The 25,436-nt window shown below is 45.6% G+C and carries 24 protein-coding genes; 13 read left to right on the top strand and 11 right to left on the bottom strand.

Annotated elements, in window-relative coordinates; translation table 11 throughout:
* Window positions 1-16: 16 nt before the first annotated feature.
* The 5 genes from L0660_RS04360 to L0660_RS04380 are packed head-to-tail and all read left to right on the top strand — an operon-like array spanning window position 17 to window position 4,403.
* Window positions 17-1,555: an aldehyde dehydrogenase family protein gene (locus L0660_RS04360; protein ID WP_235158325.1), complete on the top strand. Its 1,539-nt coding sequence runs from the start codon at window positions 17-19 to the stop codon at window positions 1,553-1,555.
* Window positions 1,556-1,614: 59 nt separating this feature from the next.
* Window positions 1,615-1,884 carry a PqqD family protein gene (locus L0660_RS04365; protein WP_235158326.1) on the top strand — a complete coding sequence of 90 codons (270 nt, stop codon included), beginning with the start codon at window positions 1,615-1,617 and terminating at the stop codon, window positions 1,882-1,884.
* 6 nt (window positions 1,885-1,890) lie between these two features.
* Complete coding sequence (locus L0660_RS04370; RefSeq protein WP_235158327.1) at window positions 1,891-2,331, top strand: lasso peptide biosynthesis B2 protein; 441 nt, start codon at window positions 1,891-1,893, stop codon at window positions 2,329-2,331.
* A gap of 16 nt (window positions 2,332-2,347) precedes the next feature.
* The gene (locus tag L0660_RS04375; protein WP_235158328.1) at window positions 2,348-3,265 is read left to right on the top strand and encodes a serine kinase; all 918 of its coding nucleotides are present in this window, start codon (window positions 2,348-2,350) and stop codon (window positions 3,263-3,265) included.
* Window position 3,266: 1 nt separating this feature from the next.
* Window positions 3,267-4,403, top strand: a complete 1,137-nt coding sequence (locus L0660_RS04380; protein WP_235158329.1) for a nucleotidyltransferase family protein — start codon at window positions 3,267-3,269, stop codon at window positions 4,401-4,403.
* On the opposite strand, the gene L0660_RS04385 is transcribed toward L0660_RS04380, so the two are convergent.
* The 3 genes from L0660_RS04385 to rsfS all read right to left on the bottom strand — a co-directional run bounded on the left by L0660_RS04385 (window position 4,400) and on the right by rsfS (window position 7,955).
* Entirely contained in the window at window positions 4,400-5,347 is a 948-nt protein-coding gene (locus tag L0660_RS04385) for an aldose 1-epimerase (protein ID WP_235158330.1), read from the bottom strand. The two genes, L0660_RS04380 and L0660_RS04385, sit on opposite strands and share 4 nt — an antisense overlap.
* A 94-nt stretch (window positions 5,348-5,441) precedes the next feature.
* The gene (gene ftsH, locus L0660_RS04390) at window positions 5,442-7,499 is read right to left on the bottom strand and encodes an ATP-dependent zinc metalloprotease FtsH (protein WP_233795742.1); all 2,058 of its coding nucleotides are present in this window, start codon (window positions 7,497-7,499) and stop codon (window positions 5,442-5,444) included.
* A gap of 72 nt (window positions 7,500-7,571) precedes the next feature.
* A complete protein-coding gene (gene rsfS / locus L0660_RS04395) occupies window positions 7,572-7,955 on the bottom strand; it encodes a ribosome silencing factor (RefSeq protein ID WP_026630890.1) in 384 nt (127 codons plus the stop codon).
* 44 nt (window positions 7,956-7,999) lie between these two features.
* Between rsfS and L0660_RS04400 the strand changes: the two genes are divergently transcribed.
* Window positions 8,000-8,767, top strand: coding sequence for a biotin--[acetyl-CoA-carboxylase] ligase (locus L0660_RS04400; RefSeq protein ID WP_235158331.1), 768 nt, complete (start codon window positions 8,000-8,002; stop codon window positions 8,765-8,767).
* Between the two features lies 1 nt (window position 8,768).
* Here L0660_RS04400 and L0660_RS04405 read toward each other — a convergent pair whose 3' ends face one another.
* On the bottom strand, window positions 8,769-9,098 hold the full coding sequence (locus L0660_RS04405) for a transmembrane 220 family protein (protein WP_026630892.1): 330 nt from the start codon (window positions 9,096-9,098) through the stop codon (window positions 8,769-8,771).
* Between the two features lie 23 nt (window positions 9,099-9,121).
* Window positions 9,122-9,823 carry a tetratricopeptide repeat protein gene (locus L0660_RS04410; protein WP_255712153.1) on the bottom strand — a complete coding sequence of 234 codons (702 nt, stop codon included), beginning with the start codon at window positions 9,821-9,823 and terminating at the stop codon, window positions 9,122-9,124.
* A gap of 282 nt (window positions 9,824-10,105) precedes the next feature.
* On the opposite strand from L0660_RS04410, the gene fsa reads away from it, so the two are divergent.
* Window positions 10,106-10,768 (top strand): fructose-6-phosphate aldolase, encoded by a 663-nt coding sequence (fsa, locus tag L0660_RS04415; protein ID WP_233795746.1) that lies wholly within the window; start codon window positions 10,106-10,108, stop codon window positions 10,766-10,768.
* 27 nt (window positions 10,769-10,795) lie between these two features.
* Window positions 10,796-11,452 (top strand): cell division ATP-binding protein FtsE, encoded by a 657-nt coding sequence (locus L0660_RS04420; protein ID WP_409013383.1) that lies wholly within the window; start codon window positions 10,796-10,798, stop codon window positions 11,450-11,452.
* Window positions 11,453-11,526: 74 nt separating this feature from the next.
* Here L0660_RS04420 and L0660_RS04425 read toward each other — a convergent pair whose 3' ends face one another.
* Entirely contained in the window at window positions 11,527-13,095 is a 1,569-nt protein-coding gene (locus L0660_RS04425; RefSeq protein ID WP_026630896.1) for a bifunctional response regulator/alkaline phosphatase family protein, read from the bottom strand.
* Between the two features lie 160 nt (window positions 13,096-13,255).
* Window positions 13,256-13,996 carry a 3-deoxy-manno-octulosonate cytidylyltransferase gene (kdsB, locus tag L0660_RS04430; RefSeq protein ID WP_233795748.1) on the bottom strand — a complete coding sequence of 247 codons (741 nt, stop codon included), beginning with the start codon at window positions 13,994-13,996 and terminating at the stop codon, window positions 13,256-13,258.
* 55 nt (window positions 13,997-14,051) lie between these two features.
* On the opposite strand from kdsB, the gene L0660_RS04435 reads away from it, so the two are divergent.
* Genes L0660_RS04435 through L0660_RS04450 form a run of 4 tightly spaced genes read left to right on the top strand, consistent with a single transcriptional unit; the run spans window position 14,052 to window position 16,923 of the window.
* Entirely contained in the window at window positions 14,052-14,840 is a 789-nt protein-coding gene (locus L0660_RS04435) for a DUF4905 domain-containing protein (RefSeq protein ID WP_235158333.1), read from the top strand.
* A 3-nt stretch (window positions 14,841-14,843) separates the two neighbouring features.
* Window positions 14,844-15,902 (top strand): LysM peptidoglycan-binding domain-containing protein, encoded by a 1,059-nt coding sequence (locus tag L0660_RS04440; RefSeq protein ID WP_235158334.1) that lies wholly within the window; start codon window positions 14,844-14,846, stop codon window positions 15,900-15,902.
* Between the two features lie 18 nt (window positions 15,903-15,920).
* Window positions 15,921-16,133, top strand: a complete 213-nt coding sequence (locus L0660_RS04445; protein WP_035361453.1) for a hypothetical protein — start codon at window positions 15,921-15,923, stop codon at window positions 16,131-16,133.
* The gene (locus L0660_RS04450; RefSeq protein WP_235158335.1) at window positions 16,120-16,923 is read left to right on the top strand and encodes a TIGR02757 family protein; all 804 of its coding nucleotides are present in this window, start codon (window positions 16,120-16,122) and stop codon (window positions 16,921-16,923) included. The genes L0660_RS04445 and L0660_RS04450 overlap by 14 nt, the downstream gene beginning before the upstream one ends.
* A 77-nt stretch (window positions 16,924-17,000) precedes the next feature.
* Here L0660_RS04450 and L0660_RS04455 read toward each other — a convergent pair whose 3' ends face one another.
* The 4 genes from L0660_RS04455 to L0660_RS04470 all read right to left on the bottom strand — a co-directional run bounded on the left by L0660_RS04455 (window position 17,001) and on the right by L0660_RS04470 (window position 23,882).
* Window positions 17,001-20,408 carry a ThuA domain-containing protein gene (locus L0660_RS04455; protein WP_235158336.1) on the bottom strand — a complete coding sequence of 1,136 codons (3,408 nt, stop codon included), beginning with the start codon at window positions 20,406-20,408 and terminating at the stop codon, window positions 17,001-17,003.
* Between the two features lie 91 nt (window positions 20,409-20,499).
* The gene (locus tag L0660_RS04460; protein ID WP_026630903.1) at window positions 20,500-21,552 is read right to left on the bottom strand and encodes a sugar phosphate isomerase/epimerase; all 1,053 of its coding nucleotides are present in this window, start codon (window positions 21,550-21,552) and stop codon (window positions 20,500-20,502) included.
* Window positions 21,553-21,570: 18 nt separating this feature from the next.
* Window positions 21,571-22,716, bottom strand: a complete 1,146-nt coding sequence (locus L0660_RS04465) for a Gfo/Idh/MocA family protein (protein WP_026630904.1) — start codon at window positions 22,714-22,716, stop codon at window positions 21,571-21,573.
* Between the two features lie 38 nt (window positions 22,717-22,754).
* Window positions 22,755-23,882, bottom strand: coding sequence for a Gfo/Idh/MocA family protein (locus L0660_RS04470; protein WP_235158506.1), 1,128 nt, complete (start codon window positions 23,880-23,882; stop codon window positions 22,755-22,757).
* A 242-nt stretch (window positions 23,883-24,124) separates the two neighbouring features.
* On the opposite strand from L0660_RS04470, the gene L0660_RS04475 reads away from it, so the two are divergent.
* The gene (locus L0660_RS04475; RefSeq protein ID WP_235158337.1) at window positions 24,125-25,363 is read left to right on the top strand and encodes a sugar MFS transporter; all 1,239 of its coding nucleotides are present in this window, start codon (window positions 24,125-24,127) and stop codon (window positions 25,361-25,363) included.
* The last annotated feature ends 73 nt before the right edge of the window (window positions 25,364-25,436 follow it).

The following is a 25,436-nucleotide window of genomic DNA, read 5'->3' on the forward strand; positions in this document are numbered from 1 at the left end:
CACAAAAGACTGATTAATGGAAAATATACAAACTGTCCTGGATGCGCTAGGCATTCAGCAGCTTAATAATGGTGTTAGCACAGGCAAAGTTCATCAGGCCGGAAATGGAGGGATTTTGGAATCCGTTTCGCCGGTTGACGGCAAAAGAATAGCGCAGGTAAACCAGGCTGATCGCTCTGATTATGACTTCGTGGTGCAGAAAGCGGTAGAAGCGTTTAAAATTTGGAAACAGATCCCTGCACCAAAACGCGGTGAGATTGTGCGCCAGATGGGTGATCAGCTTCGGAAATTTAAAACGGAGCTTGGCACACTGGCAAGTTATGAAATGGGTAAAAGCTTGCAGGAAGGATTGGGAGAAGTGCAGGAAATGATCGATATCTGCGATTTTGCAGTGGGTCTTTCGCGCCAGCTTTACGGATTAAGCATGCATAGCGAACGCCCGCAACACCGGATGTATGAGCAATGGCATCCGATCGGTGTCGTCGGCATTATTTCTGCATTTAATTTTCCGGTTGCGGTCTGGTCGTGGAATGCCATGCTGGCGTGGGTTTGCGGGGATGTTTGTATCTGGAAACCTTCGGAAAAAACGCCGCTAACGGCATTGGCATCACAAAACATTATCAAAACAGTGCTTGAAGAAAACGATGTGCCGGAAGGCGTGTCGTGTATTTTGACGGGCGGCCGCGAAGTAGGAGCATGGCTGGCAAATGATCCCCGGATCGCATTGGTTTCGGCAACGGGAAGCACACGGATGGGGAAAGCGGTGGGTGAAGCTGTGGCTAGGCGGCTAGGTAAAAGCTTGCTTGAACTGGGCGGTAACAATGCCATCATCATCACGCCGTCGGCCGACCTGCACATTGCTATCCCCGGCATCGTATTCGGGGCAGTGGGAACAGCAGGCCAGCGATGCACATCTACCAGAAGGATCATTGTCCAGGCTGAGATTTATGAAGAGGTGAAGCAGCGGCTGGTGAAAGCATACGCGCAACTGCGCATTGGAAATCCACTTGATGCCAACATGCACGTCGGTCCGTTGATCGATAAGGATGCTGTTTCTCAATATCAGCTTGCCGTAGAAAAAGTGATAGACGCCGGTGGCACTTTTATTGTCGAGCCGCAAGTGCTGAATGGGCCAGAATTTTCGTCCGGATGTTACGTTGCGCCTTGTATTGCGGAGGTTCAAAATAGATATGCAATTGTGCAGCATGAGACCTTCGCGCCCATTCTTTATTTGATTAAATACAATGATATGGAAGAAGCCATCGCCATTCAGAATGACGTTCCGCAAGGATTATCATCTGCTATTTTTACGCTAAATATCAGAGAATCAGAGCTGTTCCTTTCTCATGGAGGATCCGATTGCGGGATTGCTAATGTGAACATTGGCACTTCGGGAGCGGAGATTGGCGGGGCATTCGGCGGAGAAAAGGAAACGGGCGGCGGTCGTGAATCGGGTTCGGATGCCTGGAAAGTTTATATGCGCAGGCAGACAAACACGATCAATTACGGAACGGCACTCCCGCTGGCGCAGGGAATAAAGTTTGAGATTGAGTAATTAAAATTTTTAACTTTGTACAAATCAAAACACATTATATAACATCAGAATAGCCCCTCATGACTAAATACCACCTTACCTCAGACCAGATTAGCTCCAAAGTAGCCGGCGAAACAGTCATACTCAATCACAGCAAAGGTGCTTATTACGGACTGAACGAAGTGGGAATGCTTGTCTGGGATAATCTGGAAAAAGGCCCGCAAACCATTGATTCTCTTTGTGATGCAGTGATCAGCGAATATGAGATTGATGCTGAAACTTGTAAAAATGACATAGATTTTTTGCTGAAAGACCTTATTTCTGAAAAACTGGTGGAGGTAACTAATTAGGGACGATTGGGACGATTTAAGCACCATATTGCCAAATGGAACGGTTTATCGCATGAAGGAAAGCTCATTTTTCTGAAAGCGGCTGTGAGTCTGGTGCTTATCAAAACGGGTCTGGCGATTTTACCCTTTGGCACATTCAGGAAAATATTCCATTGGCTTTGCAAAAGTGAATCCACCGGTGAAATATCCCAGGAAAGAATCGATCAGACTGTCTGGGCCGTTGATACTGCCTCCCATATATTGCCATTAGAATTGCTATGTCTCCCGCGCGCGCTGGCAACCAAATATCTGCTCCGTAAAGTGCCCGCATTAACATTAGAAATAGGCATCGAAGTAAATCCTGCCAAGCAATTCGAGGCGCATGCGTGGGTGGAGAAAAACGGCTCCGTCATTATGGGTAACTGGCCGGAATCAGTTCTTTATCAGCGAATTTGGGTTTGGAAATGATTTTACCATAATATACATGCATTATTACAAAGCCTTTGGGTTAAATATCCTTTCCGAAATACAACTGCCCGAATTAAGTCACGGAGACGCTAACTCCGATCCCGATTTATATATCAAATCAGCAGCATTCGAATTGCTTGCTCTGGGCAAAACACAGTTATATCGAAGAGGCGTGCGGGCATCTTTCGGGAAAGATGCTGACGAGAATCTTTATTTGCATTGGGATAATATAGCCTCGTTTAAAGCTACAAATGGCAATTATCTGTATGTAAATGCATTAACTGATGACGGTAATCTGATAAGCCTGTTTACAGTAAGTGAGGCTATCGGTTTGATCCTGTTTCAACGCGGGTTGTTTCTCCTGCATGCCAGCTCGGTGCAGGTTGGCAATGAAGGCTGGTGTTTCATGGGAACGCCGGGAGCCGGAAAATCAACAACGGCAGCTGCGTTTATTAAAGCAGGTTGCAAATTGCTAAGCGACGACCTAACCGCCATCGCCTTCCATGAAGATGGATCAGCTTACATTGTTCCTGCATACCCACAGCTTAAAATCTGGGACAAAACGGTCGCCGGCCTGCACTACTCGGAATCCGAACTACATCCGGTGAGCGAAGGCGTCAACAAATTCTCTTATGAGCCGAAATCAGGTTTTTCACATGAGCCAGTGCCATTAAAGGAAGTGTTTTTTTTGCATAGAGCACGCAATAGGAAACCGTTGGCAGCGCTGTCTGCTGCTGAGATTCCTACCGAGACATTGAAGCACTTCCCGCTGCCCAGCCAGCTGCTTACCCGGGACGTTTTGAAAAGACTTTTTTTACAGAGCTTTCAATGCAGCAAATCCGCGAAGCTGTGGAAGAAGAAACGTCCGGACGGATTTGAAAACCTGGAAAAATGGGTCAGTGAATGCATTCCGGAACAACAAACAGCCGGATAATATGCCAGACCTGAAAATTTCTCCTGAGCTGGCCCTGCTGATTGAAGCTGCGCTCGGAGGGAAATCAAAACCGCCATTCCAAATACATCAACGCGAGGTAATCTGGCCAAAATTCACAAGGCAGGCCAACTGGCATCAGGTGAGACCATTATTGTTGGATCATTTGCAAAACGGGGCAGAACAGCCTGAAATTCCTGTTAAACATTTAGCGGCTTTGAAAGAATTCGCGATGGGGCAGGCCGTGACAAATATGGCGTTTTTAGGAATTTCCGTGCGCTTATATCAGCAGCTTATTGCGGCTGACGTCAAAGCTTTTTTAATGAAAGGTGCATTGTGGGCCTGGCTGTTGTATGACAAGCCCAATCAGCGGGAATTCGGCGATATTGACTTTTTTATCAAGGAAGAAGATGTTCCCCGGAGTCTTGACACATTAAAAGCAAGTGGCTTTGCACCAGACGCTTACCGCAGGTATTTATTGAGTGAGGATGCATTGAGACAGGCCTATCTGGATACGGATTATCAGCTTCCTTTGGAACCGGTCGGAGAACATACATTACAGTCACTGGAAGTCCAGTGGAGGCCGAGTTACCCTCGTTACTGCTATAATCTGACCTGGGAAGAACTTTCAAAGGATATGATTGAGGTGCAAATGGCTGGTGCTGCTATCCACATTCCCCGCATGGAAAACCAATTGCTCCTGATGGTGATTCACCATGGCGGCATCGAGCAGTGGGACAAGCTGAAATACATGGGCGATTTCGTAAGACTTTTACGGAAACATGCGGGTGAACTTAATTGGGATTACATTCAGGACATGACCATTAAGAAAGGTTTCAACCGGCTGCTCATGGAATCGCTTGCGATGGCCCATATGCTTACTGGTGAAACCTTTTCAAGCCCGAACATGGCAGATACTGTGAACGCTCCTTCCGAACATTTCAGAAATGCAATTCTTACGCATTGGGAAAACGAACGTCCGGTATTGAAGTCAAAATCGTGGCGCATATTTACTTATAATATGCGCCATAGGGATAATCTGAGCGTTAAATTATCAATTATTGCTGCTCATTTACGCTATCTCACTTACTGGAAGTTGCTCTGGCATAAGGCCTTTTGGTACAAGCAACACCGCTCTTAAACCAGCGTAAGCGTAATGGAGCCGGAAATGCTCTTTCCATGCGCAAGAATGTTAAGCCCTTCACCGGAATTGAATGAATCCACATTGGCTGTCAATGGCTCAATAGCCACACAGTCGCGCGCAGGCGGGGTGTATACGACCAGATAATTAAACTTACCTTCTCCGGTTTCCTGTTTGATCCGCAATGTGATGTCCTGATTCTCTGAAATCAGCTCAGTTGTGACACTGTCAGACGCAGCATTTACCACGAAGCAATTATCAAATGCTTTCTGATATATTTTGGTCGGCTTTTCTACAAGAAACGGCTTCCTGCCAACCGGAATCTGGTTATTGTCAAAATCTACAACTTCATCAGAAGGAATGTTGATCTTCCATGCGTCGGCCTGCTCATTACCAAGAACGAAATACGGATGCCACCCAAACATTGCCGGAGCCGGCTCATTACCTTGATTAATCGCCTCATAAGTTAATACAAACCGCCCGTCTGCGTGCAATGTATAAAGCACGGAGAAATCCACGGCAAATGGATAGCCTTCGGGATTATTGATCGAATAGGAAAGTTTCACCGAAGCCCTGTCGGCCTGAATGTCCTGCTCCTCAATGTTGAATGATTGTTTTCTCACCAATCCGTGTATGGCGTTCAGGTTGCCGGTTTCATTTTTAACCAACTGATATTCTTTACCCAGAAACTTATATTTCCCATCCGGAATCCTGCTGGCAAACGGAAAGAGGAGTTCGCTAGCGCTCTTTGTATCCGCAAGGAGGCTGTCGGGAGTAGGCGGCGTCTTCAACAGAGAAAACAAAGTAATCCCTTTTCTCAGTGATAACTGGCGAACAATGCCGCCTAACTCAGGAATAATAACACAGCGATTTCCAGTTGTTGATTCCTGGATTACAAGTTCAGTAAGCTCGCCAAATTGTTGTTCAAATATTTCAAAAGACATCTGTTGCGGAGTTTGGGATGGATGTTTGTTACAAAAATAATAGCCGGACAATGTGATTGCCCGGCTATATATATCATTATGAAGTCAAAGCGGCTTATTCGTTTGAAACGTCTTTACCAGCCTCTGCCAATTCTTCTTCTTTGTTGTCTTTTTCCAATGTATGTTTTACAACTTCCTCATGGATCGCTGCTTCTTCATTGGAACGACGGTTAATGTAGGCCTGATAGCTCGTTTCCTTCTCGTAAGGACGTTTTCCAATCAGTTTTTCAAGATCACTCTGGAACAAAATTTCCTTTTCCAAAAGCTCTTTCGCCAACACTTCCAATTTGTCTCGCTTCTCGAATAAAAGATTTTTAACAAACTGGTATGCCTGATCGATCAGCTTTCTAACTTCTTCATCAATAGCTTGTGACGTTGATTCGGAATATGGCTTCGTGAATGCGTAGTCGCTTTGTTTGGAATCGTAGTAAGAAATGTTTCCGATACGCTCGTTCATTCCGTACATAGTTACCATGCTATACGCCACTTTCGTAACGCGTTCAAGGTCACTTAATGCACCGGTAGAGATCTTGCCGAAAACCACATCTTCCGCAGCGCGACCGCCTAATGTCATACACATTTCGTCAAACAGCTGTTCTGTACGATACAAATACTGTTCTCTCGGCAGATACTGGGCGTAACCTAATGCTGCAACACCACGGGGAACGATCGATACTTTAACCAATGGATCAGCGTGTTCCAGGAACCAGCCTGCAACTGCGTGACCTGCTTCATGGTAAGCAACGATTTCCTTTTCCTCAGGGGAGATCAGTTTGTTTTTCTTTTCCAAACCACCGATAACCCGGTCCATTGCATCCTGGAAGTCCTGCATAGTTACTTCCTCACGGTTACGACGGGCTGCAATTAATGCTGCCTCGTTACAAACGTTCGCAATTTCAGCTCCCGCAAAACCGGGCGTCTGAGAAGATAGTTTTTGAATGTTAACGTCAGTCGACAATTTCAAAGGTTTCAAATGCACTTTGAAAATCGCTTCACGACCGATAACATCCGGCTTATCAACAGAGATCTGACGGTCAAAACGGCCTGGACGAAGCAAAGCTGGGTCCAAAACATCAGGACGGTTGGTTGCTGCTACGATAATGATACCGGAATCGGTAGCAAAACCATCCATTTCAACCAGCAGCGAGTTCAATGTATTTTCGCGTTCATCATTAGAACCTGGCATTGCACCACGTCCACGTGAACGGCCAACTGCGTCGATCTCATCAATAAAGATGATACAAGGCGCTTTTTCTTTTGCTTGCTTAAAAAGGTCACGGACACGCGCCGCACCCACACCCACGAACATTTCAACAAAGTCGGAACCGGACAGGGAGAAGAATGGAACTCCAGCTTCACCGGCAACAGCCTTGGCCAACAATGTTTTACCCGTTCCCGGAGGTCCTACAAGCAATGCACCTTTTGGAATTTTAGCACCCAGCTTCTTGAATTTGTCCGGGCTTTGCAGATATTCAACGATCTCTTTAATCTCTTCTTTCGCTTCGTCAAGGCCTGCAACGTCGTTAAAAGTGATTTTAACTTTGTTTTCAGCATCGAACAATGTAGCACGTGAACGACCAATGTTAAAGATCTGACCACCCGGCCCAACGCCGCCGGACATTCTGCCCAGAATGAAATACATCACCAGGATCATGACAATGAAAAAGCCCCAGGTTCCGAGGAAGCTGGTCCAGTCGTTGCGCGTATCTACAACAAAAGGCACCTTGTCATCGTCAGGAATGCCTTCCTGCATCTTGTCGAAATCTTTCTTAAATGTTTCAGCGGACGTTACCTGGAATTGGTAATGAGAAACTGTCTCACCACCGAAGTAATTATTCTCCTTTGCAACAACCTTGTATTTATCTTGTTTCAGGGCCTCTGGTTTCAGCGTTACCTCAACAGACTTGTCATTAACAATCGTTACCCGTTCGACTTCTTTGTCAGCCATCATTTTCTCGAAACGCTTTTGCGTCGTCTCGCGAATGGTTGAGGTCCGGTTTAGATATGTTATTCCAAGTATAGTGGCAATCAGAGCAGCGATAATCCAGCCCTGATATCCTTTTTGGGGACTTTTAGGACTGAGAGGCCCTCTTTTGTTATCGTTTTCGGACATTCTGTGTTTTTAATTAAGAGGAAATATAATAAACAACATTCCGGTCCAGGCGAATGTTCACCTGCCGGTCATTTATACCATGGAATCTTCCAGGTATGTCACCTCTGCATCTCCCCAAAGTTCTTCCAGATCATAATGCTTGCGGCGATCTTTGTTGAATATGTGTGCGACAACGTCAACATAATCAATCAAGATCCACTCTCCATTCGCCTTTCCTTCCTTCTGCCAGGGTTCTGTTTTGGACATTTTATAAACTTCGTCTTCAACCGAATTGGCCAAAGCATCTATCTGCGTGTCGGAGTTACCCGAACAAATTACAAAAAAATCAGTGATTGAGTTTTTTACATTTCTGAGGTCAAGTATTGCGATGTCCAGGCCCTTCTTTTCTATCATTCCTTTTGCTACCAGCTCAGAGAGATCTTTTGAGGATAGTTCTTTATTTTTGCGTTCTTTCATTCGTAGTTAATTCCTTTTCTAAACCCTAAAGTAAAACAAAAAAATTGTACAACTCTATACAGGATACCTTAATAATTGGTAAAAAAGTTATATATCTGCCAACTTGTCACTCTACAAACGACATAGCGGCTGAAATAGTGCACGCAGGGTTGTTCGACGAAGGGACTATTGTCATAACCGACAATCAGGTAAAAGGGAGGGGGCAGCGAGGGACCGAATGGGTGGCCGATCCGGGTCAGAATCTCACATTTTCGGTTATTTTAACGCCAGGTTTCCTGCCGGTTGCAGACCAGTTTTTATTGAGCCAGACAGTGGCTTTGGGAATCCGAGCTTATGCTGCATTATACGTAAATGACGCCAAAGTGAAATGGCCAAATGATGTGCATGTGAATGGCAAAAAAGTAAGCGGCGTCCTGATTGAAAATTCCATTCAGGGACGCAAAATTGCCAGCTCTATCATAGGCATAGGCGTTAACATTAACCAGACAGCATTTACGAATTCTTACGCCACGTCTATTGGCAGGGAAACAGGACGGCAGTTTGTGCTTAGCGAAGAATTTCACAAGCTGCTTCGCTGCCTCGATCATTCCTATGCTGATTTGAAATCCAGAACATTAAATGATCGTATCCGTAAAGATTATTTGACAAACCTGTTCGGATACAATCACGCTGTTCGGTTTAAATATCAGGACCGCGTTCTTGAAGGCACGGTAAGCCATGTTACTTTGCAGGGCAAGCTGGTTTTGAAATTGCTTTCCGAAAGCGGCATGCTGGAAGTCGGGCTGAAAGAAATAGAATGGCTGAAAGATTAGATCAGCCCCATTTGCCTATCACAATCATCACAATCGTACAGATTCCCAAGCCGAGCGATTCTCTTGCCAATTCAATGTTGAGGCTTCGCATGGCAGTTTCTCCAAAGAATACCCCTTCAAATTCCGGCGGCCATTGCAGCACAGCCGCGACCAGATATCCCGCCCCAAGCGCATAAAACACCCAGCTAGGCCACAGTTCACGAATGCTCATAAAACAGGCAAGCGCTGCAAAACTGTAAATAGCAATCCATAAGCCCGAATCGGGGTCGTTAAGCTGTAAATAAGCAAAAGCGATGAAAAGTATTCCGGAAGCAATCTTAAAAAGTCTCATATCGAAGTGGGGTTAGATTGGTTTTATTTACAAAATTGCGCCAGCGCATTGGCAGCATCCGAGTAACCAACATTAAGGGCTTGTTTCAGATTCGTACAACCCAAATCCTTTTCACCGTCATTCCATTGCGCAAGGCCGAGCCCATAAAATGCTTTGCCATAAGCTGCGTCCAAACGTACGGTCTGGCGAAAGGCCAGTGTGGCTTTCTTGTAGTCTTTGTTGCGATAGTAGGTGTTTCCGAGGTTATACCAGGCCATTTTATTGTTGTCATCCAGTTTGGTGGCTTTCTCAAAGTCAGCGATGGCTTCGGTGGGTTTTTCCATCAAAACCAATAACTGACCGCGGTTAAGGAAGACGTCGGCGGTGTCCGGCGCGAGTTCGGCTGATTTGTTGTAATCTGCAAATGCGGAATCCAGCTTGTTCTCATCTGTGTAAAGCAGCGCACGGTTAAAATAGGGTCGGTAGGAGGTTGGTTTTATCTTGATTGCCTGGCCAAAGTCGAGGAGTGCGCTTGGGTATTCTTTCAGTTCGTAATAAGCAACGCCCCGTAAATTGAATGCATCAGCGTTCGCATCGTCTTTTTCAATGGCTTTGTTGATGAACTCAATGGCTTCACGGGTCTTGCCCTGTTGCATTAATTCTTTCCCTTTTTGCAAAAAAGCATCAGAAGATTGGGCACATGAAACACATAAATAGAGGAAAAATAAAAAAAAATAACGCGGCATAACTGTTCATTTCTAATTGATTCGCACAAAAGTAAGCCCAAACGTTAAATGAATGTTTTCTTTTTGTCAATAAAATGTCTTTATCTTTGCACCTGGCAAATCGGAACTACCAGCTCCTTCCGAATCCCCCAGGTCCTGACGGAAGCAAGGGTAGGTGGTCGATGCGGTGAGATTCTCGGTTTGCCTTTTTTTATGTCCTTTCGGTTCTATTCTCCTCTTTCTTTTTGCTTTTGACCAGGGTTTTCTACTTTTGTGGAATATTCTAACCAATAAATTCCCGTTATGAAATTTTTTATTGATACTGCTAACCTGGCAGAGATTCAGGAAGCACAGGCACTTGGTGTTTTGGACGGCGTTACTACCAACCCATCGTTAATGGCTAAGGAAGGAATTACGGGCAGGGATAACATCATGCGCCACTACAAAGCAATCTGCGACATCGTAGAAGGAGATGTAAGTGCAGAGGTTATTTCAATCGATTTGGCTGGAATGATCCGTGAAGGTGAAGAATTGATCGAGATCGACGACAAGATCGTTGTGAAGATCCCTATGACGAAAGAAGGCGTTAAAGCTTTGAAATATTTCTCTGGAAAAGGTGTTCGTACCAACTGTACATTGATTTTCTCAGCAGGACAGGCTCTTTTGGCTGCAAAAGCAGGTGCTACATATGTTTCTCCATTCATTGGTCGTCTGGACGATATTTCAACAGACGGTATCGCGTTGATCGAGCAAATCCTTTTGATTTACAGAAACTACGGTTTTGATACACAAGTTCTGGCAGCATCTGTTCGTCACCCAATGCACATTATCCAATGCGCAGAAGTTGGTGCAGATGTAATGACTGGTCCTTTGAGCGCGATGGAAGCATTGCTGAAACACCCGCTTACGGATATCGGACTGGAAAAATTCCTTGCTGATTACAAAAAGGGAAATCCAAATACCTAATTTTTTATGACGGAGTCAACAGAGCCAATTATCATACTGGATCGGGCAGATATTTATCAGGGTGAGCGGCCTGTTTTAAACGATGTACATTTTGAAATAAAAAACGGTGAGTTCGTCTATATGATCGGACGGACCGGAAGCGGAAAAAGTTCTCTTTTGAAGACGTTGTACGCGGACTTGTGGCTGCACACAGGATCTGCCAAAGTAGTTGGTTACGAGCTGCACAACATTAAAAGATCTGATATTCCTTTTCTCCGCCGTAAAATAGGCATTGTTTTTCAGGACTTTCAGTTGCTTTCCGATCGCTCTGTTGAGGATAACCTTTCATTTGTTTTAAAAGCAACTGGCTGGGACGATAAGGGCAAAATCTCAAAGCGCATTGCTGAGGTTTTAATGCAGGTAGGACTTGGAACTGCACAGAAAAGAATGCCTCACCAGCTTTCGGGCGGTGAGCAGCAGCGGGTAGTAATTGCCCGCGCCATGCTGAACGAGCCGCGGATACTAATCGCCGATGAGCCCACGGGTAATCTGGACCCAGAAGTAGCGGAGCAGATTATGCAGGTTTTTAAGACGATCAACAACGCTGGCGTTGCTATTCTGATGGCAACCCATAACCACGAATTCCTGAGGAAATTCCCGGCGCGTGTTTTGAAATGCGAGAACGGAAGTGTTATAGAAGGCTGAATTAAATAAGCCTGTAAAGGGAAAAGCATCCTGTCGAGCGACGGGATGCTTTACTTTTTTATATGAACCTTAAATTACTTTGCAGTCAAATCAATGATCGGAATAATCATTTCTTCCAGTGACACACCTCCGTGCTGGAATGTATCCCGGTACAAATTCACGTATTGATTATAGTTGTTCGGGTAAGCAAAGAAATAATCTTCCTTGGTAAACACATAAGATGTAGAAACGTGTGGTTTTGGAAGGAAAATTCTTTCAGGCTTGCGGCACACCATCAGGTTTTTATCATCAAAGCCCAAATTCTTTCCGTGTTTGTAACGGAGGTTCGTATTCGTTTCACGATAACCAATGATTTTTACCGGTTTCTGAACGCGGATCATGCCGTGGTCCGTAGTCAGGATCAATCTGCATTTTTTCTCCGCCACCTTTTTAATGAAGTCCAAAAGTGGTGAATGCTGGAACCAGGATTTGGTAATAGACCTGTAAGCAGCCTCATCCGGCGCCAGTTCTTTTATCATCTGAACGTCCGTCCGTGCATGCGATAGCATATCCACAAAGTTGTAAACCACCACATTCAGCTGGTTATTCAGCATGTTGTTGAAGTTGTCAATCAATGCTTTACCCTGGTTGGCGTTCAGGATCTTGTGATATGAGCTTTTTACGTTATTAAGGTGATTCATTTCCAACTGCTTTTGCAGGAAGTCATGCTCGTGATTGTTCAATCCCTCTTCACCTTCGGGCGTATTTTCGTCACTTACCCACCATTGCGGATGCTTACGCTCCATTTCGCTCGGCATAAGGCCTGAGAAAATCGCATTACGGGCATACCCGGTCGTTGTAGGCAGGATCGAGTAGTAGGAAGACTCTTCCTCAATGTTGAAATATTCCTGCAAAATCGGCTGGATCATTTTCCATTGATCATAACGGAAATTATCGATCAGCAGGAAAAACAATGGTTCATCCGATCCCTTAAGATGCGGGAAAACCTTTTGTTTCATCAATTGATGTGACAAAATAGGCTTATCCGAACGCGGATCGTTCAGCCATTCTTCATACTCGTCTTCAATGAATTTGCAGAAATTAGCATTCGCCTCGCTTTTTTGCATGCTGAAAACCTCCGCCATACCTTGGTCTTCGGAGCTTTCCAGTTCCAACTCCCAGTAAATCAGCTTTTTATAAATATCCGCCCATTCTTCATGTCCAATCCGGTCCTGATATTGCATCGCCAGATTCCGGAATTCCTGCTGGTAACTTAATGTCGTTTTTTCAGTAACGAGTCTTTTATTGTCCAGGATCTTCTTTACAGAAAGTAATATTTGATTGGGATTCAGTGGTTTGATCAAGTAGTCATCGATTTTGGAACCGATGGCATCTTCCATAATATGCTCTTCCTCACTCTTTGTAATCATCACAACAGGCAAATTCGGCTGTTGCTGTTTTATTTGTGCCAATGTTTCGAGGCCGGTCATACCCGGCATCATTTCGTCCAGAAAAACAATGTCAAACCGATCATTTTCAATGCGGTCCAGTGCATCGGCACCGCTGTTCACGGGCGTAACACTGTAACCTTTATTGGTCAAAAACATGATATGTGGTTTGAGAAGATCTATTTCGTCATCGGCCCAAAGAATGTTATATTGCATAGATACGTTTTTTCAATTGTTGTTAATAAAAATCACTACAAGGGTAACGCCCCAGTTTGAACGGGTCGTATAAAAATACCCATTTTAACGTTTTTTAAGAGAATAAAATCTGAAAGCGCGTTGCCTAAAAAGTTACAAATAGCGTTCCAGATGCCGGTATTTAAAGCAAAAACTTTCTGCTTACGCGAATCAGGTCCTCCGGCGTATCCACGCCATGAGAGTCGTCAGAAGTGATCACCGCTTTGATTGCATAACCATTTTCCAGCCACCGAAGTTGCTCCAGTGCTTCTGCTTTTTCGAGCGAGGAAACGGGTAATTTCGTGATTTCCGCAAGGACGTCCGCCCGGTAAGCGTAGATGCCTATATGTTTGTAAAATGTATGAGCGCCAAGCCATTGGCCCGATTCCGGGTTGCGTAAATAAGGGATTGTCTGCCTGCTGAAATACAGGACTTCGTTGCGTTTGTTCAGAACGGCTTTGGGTACATTGTGATTGAAAAGGATTTCATCGCTGTCAATCACTTTGACAAGCGTTGCGAGTTCCACTTCCCCATTCAATGCTTCTGCCAGATTATCAATGGGTTCCGGGCTGATAAATGGCTCGTCGCCCTGAATGTTGATCACATATTCGTATATGCCATCCGTTTTGGAAAGTGCTTCGAAACAACGGTCCGTCCCGCTCTGGTGCGCGCTGTCCGTCATAATGGCTTTGCCGCCAAAATCCACAACATGGTTAAAGATTCTTTCGTCATCCGTGGCAACAATTACCTGATCGAGTTGTGTAGCTTTGGACGATTGTTCGTAAACCCGCTGGATCATGCTTTTTCCGCCTATATCAACCAGTGCTTTGGCTGGAAAACGGGTGGAAGCGTAGCGGGCAGGGATTATTCCTAATATTCGCACGAGGTCGGTTGGTCTATATTTTTGTTGAATTTTGTTTCAAAATAAAGCTAAAAAATTGCAAAAGGTCTTTTCTCAACGGTTTTTACAAAATATCTGGCGGATTTTACCAAACGCCGATCCCGACAGCGATCTTTGGGTGGTGGAATTGCGCGACACGACATTGAAAAAAGTATCATTTTCTGTCATTGATACGGCACAAATGACACAACTTTGGCATCATTCGCCCGACGAAGCCGATTGGTGGAGCTCCCTGACCGCATTTTCCCAGAACAGCATTTTCCTGCACAATTATCGTTATCCGGATATTCCCGAACCCACAGACTTACTGGCATTCTCAGCCACCGACGGGCATTTTCGGTGGGCCTTACCCGGACATTTAATGGTAAGGCAGCTGGATTCCAGGCATATAGAAGTCGCAACCAAGTCGGGAGAGCAGTTTATTCATAAAGAATGTGATGTGGAGACAGCTGCAACCGCGTCGCTGAAAGAAAATTATGGGCCCCAAATGGAAAAAGTAATTTTACAGGAACCGGTTCGTTACAGGAAGGACAGTGTTTATTTCCAAAAGCTGGCCTCCTTTATCCGTGAAATAACCAACGGGCATGAAGCCGTAACGATTGATTATTTGGAGAAAAGACCCTATATAATGTTTTCTTATTATATTTACGATCGGGATAAATCAGTTCAATACCTCCTCATTGTGACAGATCAAAGGCAGTTGGTTTTACATGAACAACTATCTGAAGAACGCGAAGGAATGGGCCGCTCAACGATGATGTTAAAAGCATCTACATTGGTTTATCTTAAAAATAACAACGAGTTTTCGAGTCTAACACTTTCATAATAAATGAAATACATTTTTTGCCTGACCATTTTGTTAGGTTTGTTGACAGGTATGAGTGAGGCCCGGTCAAACGGGAGTTATAAGGTTGACTCCGTTGGGGTCGAAAGAGTGGGAGGTAAGATTTTCGTTCTGCATAGGGTAAACCAGGGGCAGACCATGTTTGCGGTGGTCCGTCAGTATGGCACTTCCATTCAGGCACTTCGCGAGGCTAACCCCGGTATGGCTGATCAGATCCAGTCGGGACAAACGATAAGGGTGCCTTACACGCCAAAAACCAGCAAGAAGGATTCGAAAAAAGAAGACAGGAAAGAGGATAAAAAAGAAGATAAAAAAGAAGCAGCAAAAGCTGAGGTGAAGGAGGTAAAACCGACTGTAACCACGCCGGCGGCTTCAACACCTGCTCCCACAGCACCCGCCGCTGCGACACCCGCTGCACCGGCACCTACAACAACATCTGCACCAACTGCCAGCGCAACCGTCGCTGCGCCAGCCAACGGCATACACAAAGTTGAACCAGGCGAGACGCTTTACCGTGTTGCAGTAAAATACGGCGTATTAATGGCCGATCTGAGAAAGTGGAACAACCTGGCCGACGACAATCTGAAAGACGGACAGGAGCTGATCGTCAGCGAGAAAGCACCAGAAAAGCCGGCTCCAACGGTTGCAGCGCCTGCGCCAAAGGTTACTACTACAACCACTGTGGTAAAGGATTCTGTAAAGGCAAAAGCCATTGTTCCTGAGAAAGTAGTAAAGCCGGTTGAAGAAGTTGCGCCTCCAAAAGTCGTAAAGGGCAAGAAGAAATCAGAATCCGGTCTTGCGGAAGTGATCGAGACGGATGAAAGCACCAGCAAATTTCTGGGCTTGCACCGCACCGCTCCTGTGGGCGCTTTGGTGGAGGTTTTGAATGAATATAATCAGGAAAAAATCATTGTACGCATCATTGGCCGTATTCCCGATACGAGCATTAACGATGACATTGTAATCAAGTTATCTTCAAGGGCTTTTGAAAAAGTTTCGCCTAACAGCAAACGATTCCGGGCAGTTGTGAGTTATCTTGAATAAGCATCCCACATCAACATTATGAAGCATTTACCTCAATTTCGTTCAAAAAGAGAAGAGGAGCGAGCAGCACTGAAAAACACAACCGGCTATAAATTATGGAGCGTGATGTTCACGATTCTCTATCCGTTTATTGCCATCTTTACCTTCTTGTTTTCGGGCATCATTATGTTTTTTTCGGGTATTTCAAAAGTTTTGGCTTACCTGTTCGGAGGAAGCCATGCACGGCACTGAGGTTATCATCCCTACATTTTCATCATTCGTCACGGATTTACTGGAAGAAAAGGCTGAGCAATATAATCAGCCCGCATTCATTCCTATGGACCCGATCAGCATTCCGCATTCATTTTCTGTAAAACAGGACATTGAGATTATGGGCTTTTGGGCGGCTGTGCTTGCCTGGGGACAACGAAAAACGATTATTAATAAATGTCACGAATTGTCTGCGCTGATGGATGGCGCACCTTACGACTTCGTTCTGAATCACACAGAAAGCGACCTAAAACCATTCCTGCATTTTAAACACCGCACATTCAACTCGACGGATACGCTTTATTTCCTGCATTTTTTCCAACAGTATTACCGCCAGCATGAATCGCTTGAATTTGCATTCAGCAGCCATATGCAGGAAGGCGAAGAAACTATTGAAAACGCATTAATAGGTTTTCATAATTTATTCCGCGACTCGGAGGACTTCCCAACCAGAACGGCCAAACACATTGCCACACCACTAAGAAAATCCTCCTGCAAGCGCCTGAACATGTTCCTGCGCTGGATGGTCAGGAAAGACGACAAAGGCGTAGACTTTGGCATCTGGAACACCATTAAACCATCCCAGCTAGTCTGCCCCTGCGACGTCCACGTGGACCGCGTCGCACGACTGCTAGGCCTCATCAAACGCCCGCTCACCGACTGGCAAACCGCCAAAGAGCTCACCGCATCATTAAAGCAACTAAGCCCGGAAGATCCCGTGAAGTATGATTTCGCGCTTTTTGGGTTAGGGATTGAGGGATTTGCGAAGTGATTTTTTCCTGTACAAAATAAAAAAATGCTGGCTCCATCTCGAAGCCAGCATTTTTTATTTAAATCAACATCAAAACCTTACATCGCTGCGCTATCGAACTTTATCCATTCGATTCCGAAAAGCGGTTTCGGGCCTGCTGAGGAGTTTCTGAACACGAAAAATAGCTTGTGCATCTTGTTGTCTGCCGGCGCTTTAATAGCAATGTTGATGGTTTCGGCCTTATCAACCTTTCCTTCGCCAACTTTTGGTCCGGCAACACCATCGAGGTGAATTTCAAGTATTCCGCCTGCTGTCCGTTCCGCAACCGAAGTAACGGCCACCGACAGATTTGAAATTCCACTCAGATCAATGTCATCAAATGTGATGAAACTGCCGTTTTTTGTTCCAATGACCATTTCACCGCTCTTTTCATTTTTGAATTTGAAAATGTTGCTGGTGCTGTCTGCCGCGTTCGCCAGCAATGTTGCAGGACGCAATGCAATCGTTTTTGAGCCGGTTAATGGTCCCATGGCTGCGCTCCCTTTGTCGGTATAGCTGGCCGTGAAAATGTACGAACCGTCTTTTTTCTTGGCTTCGGTCACATAACTGCTTTTGAGCGGCTTTTTATCCACCACTTTTTCCTTCGCCAGGGAAAGAATGTATTTCACCATTTCTTCCGCTTCTTCCGGCTTATGCTGCGGATGCGCTGCCATAGCCTGCTCTCCCCAAACACCGCCACCGCCTCTGATCACCTTGTCAGCCAGTGTTTTAACCGAGTTGCGTTCTTTTTCATAGCGTTTTGCTACTTCTATGTAAGCCGGTCCGATCGATTTCTTATCAATCGAATGGCAAGCCTTGCAATCGCTCAGCTCGATCAGCCGTTTGCCCGTTTCAAAACCTGTATTCGCAACGTGGCCCTGTGCCAATTGCGTTTTATCAAAGCCTTCCAGATAATTGATGGTCAATGTTACCTCATCTTCCGGAATCTTCTTGTCGGCCAGGCTTCCGTCTTCCTTATCCGCAACGGAAACTTCGTAGTTTACAGGTTTATCATTCCAATAGAAAGTCTTGTTTCCCTTGATGGCCACATCCACTTTTGGAATCGCATTGCCAGCTTTCACAGTTACTTCAGAAGTGTTCGAATTGCCGGCGCTGTCCGTCACTTTCAAAATCGCGATGTACTCACCTGGTTTTGCATAAGTGAAGCTTGGATTGGCAACCGTGCTTTTTGGAAATCCTTTACCAAACGTCCATTCATATTTCACCGCATCGCCGTCATGATCGATAGAGCCTTTTGACGAGAAATTAACTTTTAAAGGAACCGCTCCCACTGTATTTGTAGCAGTTGCTAATGCAACCGGAACGCGGTTTCCTGCATTGTAAGTAATGTGCGACAAGCTCGCCTCATCATTTTGTGCAAACCAGTTCGGGCCGTATTCCAATGTATACAATGAGCCGTCATTAGCAAACTGCATATCAATCGGGTGACTGAATTTCGTATTAGGCAGGAAGCGCTCAATGTTCTGCAAATCACCCTGCTCATTCATGGTTACAACATTAATGTAATCACGGATCCAGTCGTAAGAGAAGAATTTGCCACTATAATAACCAGGGAATTTGCTCTTGCTATCCTGAAAATCAGCAGCATAGTAAACAGGGCCAGCCATTGCATTACGGCCGCCTTTGCCTACAATAGCGCCAAAGTCAGGTGAATCGGCATATGGGTAGTAAATGTATGCAGGCTGCGCAGGCGGAAGTTCCTGTAAACCAGTGTTATGCGGTGAATTGTTGATAGGCTTAGCCGGATCGAACGGTTTTCCCGACGTGCTGTCCGCAAAATTGAATTCGACGTATGGCTTATTGTCAGCAATAAACAGCGGATAACCGAAGTAGCCTGCTTTTCTTGCCTGGTTAACCTCGTCATAACCGCGCGGGCCGCGTTTTGGATCATCATTGGATGCATCAGGGCCTACGTCACCCCAATACAAATAACCTGTATGCTGATCGACTGAAATACGATACGGGTTTCTCGTTCCCATAACATAAATCTCTGGTCTGGCTTTGGGGTCTCCGGGAGGAAACAGGTTTCCTTCCGGAATGTCATACAAGTTGGTTCCGCCCGGCATATTAGCACGACGATCGCCATATCTTGGCTTGATCCTGAGCACCTTACCACGCAAGGAATTCGTGTTTGACGAAGTATGGCGACCATCCCAGCCTTCACGTCCCGGACGTCCGTCGATTGGTCCATAACCATTTGATTGGAAAGGGTTTACGTCATCACCCGTAGATAAATACAGATTGCCCTTTGCATCCCAGGCGATAGAACCTCCCGTATGGCAGCAATCATTTCTTTTCACAGGCACAGTCAGCAAAACTTCCTCGGTTGAAAGCAGCAAGGTGTCTTTTACATCATCATATTTGAAGCGCGACAAATGCTGAGCGGTGTCTTTTTCAGTTGAAGGCGGCGAATAGTAAAGGTAAACCAGCTTGTTGGTCTTGAAATTAGGATCAATGTTTAATCCCATTAAGCCATATTCTTGTTTGATATAAACCGGAACATCAGCAACGACCTTGATCTTACCTGTTTTCGGATTATAAAGTTTAAGCTTCCCTTTACGCTCACTTAATAAAACGCGTTGATCGTCAAGCACAACAAGCTCGGTTGGCTCGTCCAGTTTTGTTGCCAGTACTTTCTTGGTGAAGCGGTTTTCTTCCGGACGGGATTTGGAATAATCCAGCTTGGAAGCCATGACGTAATTCAAGCCGCCTGTTAAATGTTTTACAAAAACCGGGTTAACGAATGTTGCGTCCTCGTGGCCGAAATTGGTATAAAATGCCTTTCCACCGTCGTATTCGTGATACCATGACATGGGATGGTCATCGCCCATTTTGCCGTCTTTGTAAGACTTTTCATCGATCTTAACCAACACATTCACTTTCGGATTGAAGTTTTTGAAATCATAAAACTCATCCTTAATCTTCCATTTTTTAGGAAAATCGGTCATCGATTCGTGCTTTTCATTCACCACATACGCCTCACCTTCCTGCACATTCGGATTGCCCGGATGGCTCAGGAATTGCGCGCCTGCCAGCTTGTTATACCACGGCCATTCGTATTCTGTGTCCGTAGACGCGTGAATGCCGAGGTAACCACCGCCAGCCTGAATGTAACGTTCAAATGCATCCTGCTGCTTGTCGTTCAGGATGTCGCCTGTTGTATTCAGGAAAACGACAGCGCTGTATTTTTGTAAGTTTTTTTCATTAAAAACAGAGGAATTCTCTGTTGTATCCACTGCAAAGCCCTTCTCTTTGCCCAGCTTAATAAGCGCCGTCCGTCCGGCAGGGATTGATGCATGTCGGAAGCCTGCCGTTTTTGAGAAAACAAGCACCCGCTTTTCAGGGGTCACCGTTTGCGCGGTTGCATTTACACAAAAACAGGCCATAGCCACAATGCCAATCTTCCGCAGCTGTTTTGGTAAAATCTGATTTAAAAAATTACTCATTCTTAGAGTCATAATGGGGTTAACTGATATAGCAAAAAAACCTATCTTCCATAAGGAAAATAGGTTTTCAATATACTTGTGAAGTCGACAATTAAAGTCCTAACACCTTGCGGTTGAATGCCTCATCGGCACCGGTTCCGGCAAAATCGTCAAATGCTTTGGTTGTAACTTCAATAATATGGCTCTCAATAAACGGTGCGCCTTCCGCAGCTCCCTGAACGGGTGACTTAATGCAGCATTCCCATTCCAAAACCGCCCAGCTATCATAATCATACTGAGATAATTTCGAGAAAATGCTGTTAAAATCAACCTGACCATCGCCTAATGAGCGGAAACGTCCGGCACGATCGGCCCAGCCTGCAAAACCGCTGTAAACGCCTTGCTTACCGGTTGGATTGAATTCCGCGTCTTTTACGTGGAACGCCTTGATACGGTCGTGGTAAAGGTCGATGAATTGCAGATAATCCAATTGCTGCAGTACAAAATGGCTTGGATCGTAGTTAATGTTAGCGCGCGTATGGCCGTCCAGATAGTCAACAAACATTTCGAATGTTGAGCCATCGAACAAGTCCTCGCCCGGGTGCAGCTCGTAGCATACATCCACGCCGTTTTCGTCATAAACATCCAGGATCGGTTTCCAGCGCGCTGCCAGTTCTTTGAAAGCAGTTTCAACCAAACCGGCAGGGCGTTGCGGCCATGGATAAAGGAATGGCCACGCCAATGCGCCTGAGAATGTTGCACTGGCTTTCAAACCCAGGTTTGCGCTCGCTTTGGCAACATATTTCAAATGCTGCGTTGCCCATTCTGCACGTGCTTTTGGGTTATTCCGAACTTCCGGAACCGCAAAACCGTCATACATTTCATCATACACCGGGTGCGAAGCAACCAATTGTCCGATAATGTGAGACGCCAGTTCAGTGATTTCCAAACCTTTATCAGCCAGCTTTCCTTTCAGCTCATCCGCATAGGTCTGCGATTCAGCAGCCTGCTTCACATCAATCACACGCGGATCCCAGGTAGGAAGCTGCAAGCCTTTATAGCCCAACCCCGCCATGTAATCAGCGATAGAATCCAATGAATTAAACGGAGCCTCATCGCCCAAAAACTGGGCAAGAAAGATTCCAGGTCCTTTTATTGTTTTCATAATGTTATTGATTCAAAATTAAATAGTTACCCAAGCCTGTGCTTTATTGCTTTCCAGGATTTTTTCGCAGATCAGCAGTTCGCGGTAGCCGTCTGCGAAGGTTGGGAATGTTGGTTTTTCTGGTTGTTTGCCTTCTGCGATGGCGGCGTACACTTCTTTGAACATTTGTTTTGAAGTGTCCGGGAAGCCTTCGTTGTGTCCGCCCGGGAATGTGATAGTGGAGCGAACGTCTTCATTCACCAGAGACGGGTCGCGCATCAGGATTTCATTCGCTTTATCGCGGTTTCCGATCCACATTTCGTTGGGAGATTCGGAGCACCAGCTGAATGTTTTCTTCGAACCGGAAATTTCCAGGCTCATGCGGTTTTTACGGCCTGCGGAAACTTGTGAAACAGTGATGACCCCTTTGTTACCATTATCGAAACGAAGCAAAACGTTCGCATGATCTTCGGTTGTAATGGGGACGTCTGCGTAATCTTCCGGCTGTAACATTTTGCCTGAATAAGTTTCAACGGCTTTGAGCGGCTTTTTACGCGTTTTATGAACGGTGTTGAAATCGGCCATAACGGCAACGGTTTTCAATCCCGTAATGTATTCGAGAATATCCATTAAGTGCGAGCCAATGTCAGCAATCGCGCGGGAATCGCCGGATTTGTCCGGTTCAAGGCGCCAGTTGTAATCGGTTTGGTAGAACAGCCAGTCTTGCAGGTAAGAACCGATGAAAGAATAAATTTCTCCCAATTCACCTTTTTCACGCATGGATTTCATCTGGCGCGCCAGAGGGTAATAACGCAAATTAAAGTGAACTGCATTAACCAAGCCAGTTTCAGCAGCCAGTTTTACCAGTTCCTCTGCCTCATGCAGGTCCTTAGCAAGTGGTTTTTCACAAATAACATGTTTCCCGGCAAGCAATGCGGCTTTTGACTGGGAATAGTGAAGAAAGTTTGGTGTACAAATGTGAATTGCCTGAATGTCATCTTGTTTCAGTAATTCATCAAATGTGTAGGAACGGGCGATTCCGAGTCCATCTGCTTTTTCTTTTGCAAGCTCAGCGGTTACTTCGCAAAGTGCAGCAACTTCTACATTGGGAAGACGTCTCAAAGCTTCGATGTGTGCGGGCCCAATGAAGCCGGTTCCGACAACGCCAACTTTAATTTTGTTCATAAAACGGGTATTGAATGAAAAGGTGAAAAAAGATTAGATCAGAAATTTGTCCATTTGGTATCCGAAGCATTTGATGCTATGACGGCATCAATGAACTTCATACCCCTAAGGCCATCCTGTGCCGACGGGAAATCATAAACGGGATCAGCTTTGCCGCCTTCCCAGTATGCTCTCAAATGGATGGCAAAATTGCGGTATAGGTTCGCAAATGCCTCAAAATAGCCTTCCGGGTGACCTGCGGGAATGCGGGTGTGCACCTGAGCGGCTTTGGATAAGTTACCTACACCGGTGCGGATGATCCGTGCGCCCTGGTTGGTTTTGTGGATCAATGTGTTCGGGTCCAGCTGCTTCCATTGCAAGCCGCCTGTTTCGCCGTAAACACGAATGTTCAGGTCATTTTCTTCGCCGTTGGCGATCTGGCTGTTTTGCAGAATTCCTTTTGCACCGTTGTCGAAACGCAGCAATACATGCGCATCGTCATCCAGTAAGCGGCCTTCGACGAAAATTGTCAGATCGGCGCAAACCTGAGTGATTTTCAGCCCGGTAATGTATTCGGCCAGGTTTTCGGCATGTGTTCCAATGTCGCCTAAGCCGCCTGCAGCGCCTGAGCGTTTCGGGTCAGTTCTCCATGCAGCCTGCTTGTTACCAGTCACTTCCACCAATGTTGCCAGCCAGCCCTGCGGATATTCCACAATCACTTTCCGGACCTTGCCGATGGCACCCGAAGCGATCATATGTTTCGCCTCTTTGACCATAGGATAGCCTGTATAATTGTGGGTAAGGCAGAAAATCAAGCCTGTTTTTTCAACCAATGCTGTAATTTCCTCCGCTTCCTCCGTATTTAATGTAATTGGCTTATCGCAAACGACGTGAAAACCGTTTTCAAGGGCTAGTTTAGTAGGGGCCTTGTGCATGTGGTTGGGCGTTACAATGGCCACAAAATCCATGCGTTCTCCTTCGGGAAGCTCTTTTTCTTTGAGGATCATCTCCTCGAAATCGTTGTATAATCTATCCTCCGGCAAATATAAGGCTCTGCCCGTCTCTTTCGATTTGGAAGGATCGGAACTGAACACACCACAAACCAGCTCTATTTCTCCATCCATAATAGCAGCACGGCGATGGACGCCGCCTATAAAGGCATCAAGCGATCCGCCCACCATACCCATCCTAATCTTTCTTGACATTCCAGTTGGTTTAAAGTTTTGAAAAGATTTATAACATGTTAAAGAGTAGTATAGATGACTCTTACTTCTTACAAATATAATTTTAACACTTAAAAAACACTTCCCGGGCATAACTAAATGCAGTAGAAAAAGCGTTTATTTGTTTTTTCTGTGAAATTCTTACATAAAAACAGCAGTCTCCATAAGGTTAATCATCCATTTAAATAACAAACCCTTTTAGTCTCATGACTCAAACAATTAATAGCGACAGGCTTTTTAATGCTAGTTGTTTTGCTCTTATTACCACCGCTTTTTCTTTCAGTATCCGGGCGGGTATCCTTCCACAGTTGGGGGATGAATTTGGCCTGACTGCGGAGCAGCTTGGGTTTATTAACCTTATGTTTTTCCTCGGTTTTCCCTTGTCCATGATCATTGGCGGACTTGTTTACCACACCGTGGGCCCAAAAATCATCATGCAGATTGCATTTGTCTGCCACGTAATCGGCATTCTTCTTACCATATATGCAGGCGGTTATACCGGCCTTTTGATCTCGACATTTTTTATTGGAATTGGAAACGGGTGTACGGAAGCGGCCTGTAACCCAATGATAGCGGACACTTACGAAGGTTTGAAAATGAATAAGATGCTCAACCGTTTCCACATGTGGTTCCCGGGCGGAATCGTTGTAGGAAGCTTGATATCTAAATTTATGACCGATGCGAACCTGGGATGGCAGGCGCAAATCTGGGTGATTATGATCCCGGCTGTGATTTATGCATTCTTGTTCTGGGGACAGGCATTTCCTAGGCCTCACGTTGCAGGTGTAACTTCTATCGGCGAAAACCTGAAAGCAATGGCCTCGCCTTTGTTCATATTTATATTCCTTTGCATGATGCTAACCGCTATTTCTGAGTTCGGGCCACAGCAATGGACTGGTTTGATCATGAGCAAAAGCGGTGCAAGTCCAATGCTTATTCTTGCGCTCGTAACAGGCTTAATGGCTTTGATCCGCTTCTTTGCTGCGCCAATCGTGAAAGTACTTGGCGCAACAGGGATCCTTTGGGGCTCGTCTGTCCTGGCGGCTATCGGAATCTATTTGTTCAGCACGGTAACAGGCGGAGCGGCTTATGCGGCAGCGGTTATCTTCGCGATGGGCGTGGGCCTTTTCTGGCCAACAATGATTGGTTTTATTGCACAGAATGTTCCGCTTAGCGGCGCGTTGGGAATGTCCATCGTAGGTGGTGTGGGTATGTTCTCAACTGCGATCTGGCAGCCAGTTATCGGTAAATGGCTCGATGATGCGAAAGCTGAAAAGATTGCAGCAGGCCTTACAGGTGATGAAATGGAACTGGCAGCCGGTCAGGCGACGCTCAGCACCATGATCATTTTCCCTGCGATTTTGATCGTTGCATTCGGGATTTTGTTCTTCTGGATGAAAGGCAGACGTTCAACAACCACAACTACGGCGGCTGCTGCACATTAATTTTGCTAAGCTTATAAAATAGGAGAGGGTGCCGGAAGGCACCCTCTTTTTGTTGCTATGCTGTAAATAAACG

Source organism: Dyadobacter sp. CY351 (genome assembly GCF_021502625.1).
Classification (GTDB): Bacteria; Bacteroidota; Bacteroidia; order Cytophagales; family Spirosomataceae; genus Dyadobacter; species Dyadobacter chenhuakuii.

Coding starts and splice junctions, on each gene's coding strand:
- L0660_RS04450 (WP_235158335.1), top strand. CDS start 16,120: ATGCACGGCACTGAGGTTATCATCCCTACATTTTCATCATTCGTCACG.
- L0660_RS04470 (WP_235158506.1), bottom strand. CDS start 23,882: ATGGGTATGGTGGGCGGATCGCTTGATGCCTTTATAGGCGGCGTCCAT.
- fsa (WP_233795746.1), top strand. CDS start 10,106: ATGAAATTTTTTATTGATACTGCTAACCTGGCAGAGATTCAGGAAGCA.
- L0660_RS04365 (WP_235158326.1), top strand. CDS start 1,615: ATGACTAAATACCACCTTACCTCAGACCAGATTAGCTCCAAAGTAGCC.
- L0660_RS04375 (WP_235158328.1), top strand. CDS start 2,348: ATGCATTATTACAAAGCCTTTGGGTTAAATATCCTTTCCGAAATACAA.
- L0660_RS04475 (WP_235158337.1), top strand. CDS start 24,125: ATGACTCAAACAATTAATAGCGACAGGCTTTTTAATGCTAGTTGTTTT.
- L0660_RS04405 (WP_026630892.1), bottom strand. CDS start 9,098: ATGAGACTTTTTAAGATTGCTTCCGGAATACTTTTCATCGCTTTTGCT.
- L0660_RS04380 (WP_235158329.1), top strand. CDS start 3,267: ATGCCAGACCTGAAAATTTCTCCTGAGCTGGCCCTGCTGATTGAAGCT.
- L0660_RS04460 (WP_026630903.1), bottom strand. CDS start 21,552: ATGAAAACAATAAAAGGACCTGGAATCTTTCTTGCCCAGTTTTTGGGC.
- L0660_RS04360 (WP_235158325.1), top strand. CDS start 17: ATGGAAAATATACAAACTGTCCTGGATGCGCTAGGCATTCAGCAGCTT.
- ftsH (WP_233795742.1), bottom strand. CDS start 7,499: ATGTCCGAAAACGATAACAAAAGAGGGCCTCTCAGTCCTAAAAGTCCC.
- L0660_RS04445 (WP_035361453.1), top strand. CDS start 15,921: ATGAAGCATTTACCTCAATTTCGTTCAAAAAGAGAAGAGGAGCGAGCA.
- L0660_RS04425 (WP_026630896.1), bottom strand. CDS start 13,095: ATGCAATATAACATTCTTTGGGCCGATGACGAAATAGATCTTCTCAAA.
- L0660_RS04440 (WP_235158334.1), top strand. CDS start 14,844: ATGAAATACATTTTTTGCCTGACCATTTTGTTAGGTTTGTTGACAGGT.
- L0660_RS04455 (WP_235158336.1), bottom strand. CDS start 20,408: ATGAGTAATTTTTTAAATCAGATTTTACCAAAACAGCTGCGGAAGATT.
- L0660_RS04465 (WP_026630904.1), bottom strand. CDS start 22,716: ATGAACAAAATTAAAGTTGGCGTTGTCGGAACCGGCTTCATTGGGCCC.
- L0660_RS04410 (WP_255712153.1), bottom strand. CDS start 9,823: ATGCCGCGTTATTTTTTTTTATTTTTCCTCTATTTATGTGTTTCATGT.
- L0660_RS04385 (WP_235158330.1), bottom strand. CDS start 5,347: ATGTCTTTTGAAATATTTGAACAACAATTTGGCGAGCTTACTGAACTT.
- rsfS (WP_026630890.1), bottom strand. CDS start 7,955: ATGAAAGAACGCAAAAATAAAGAACTATCCTCAAAAGATCTCTCTGAG.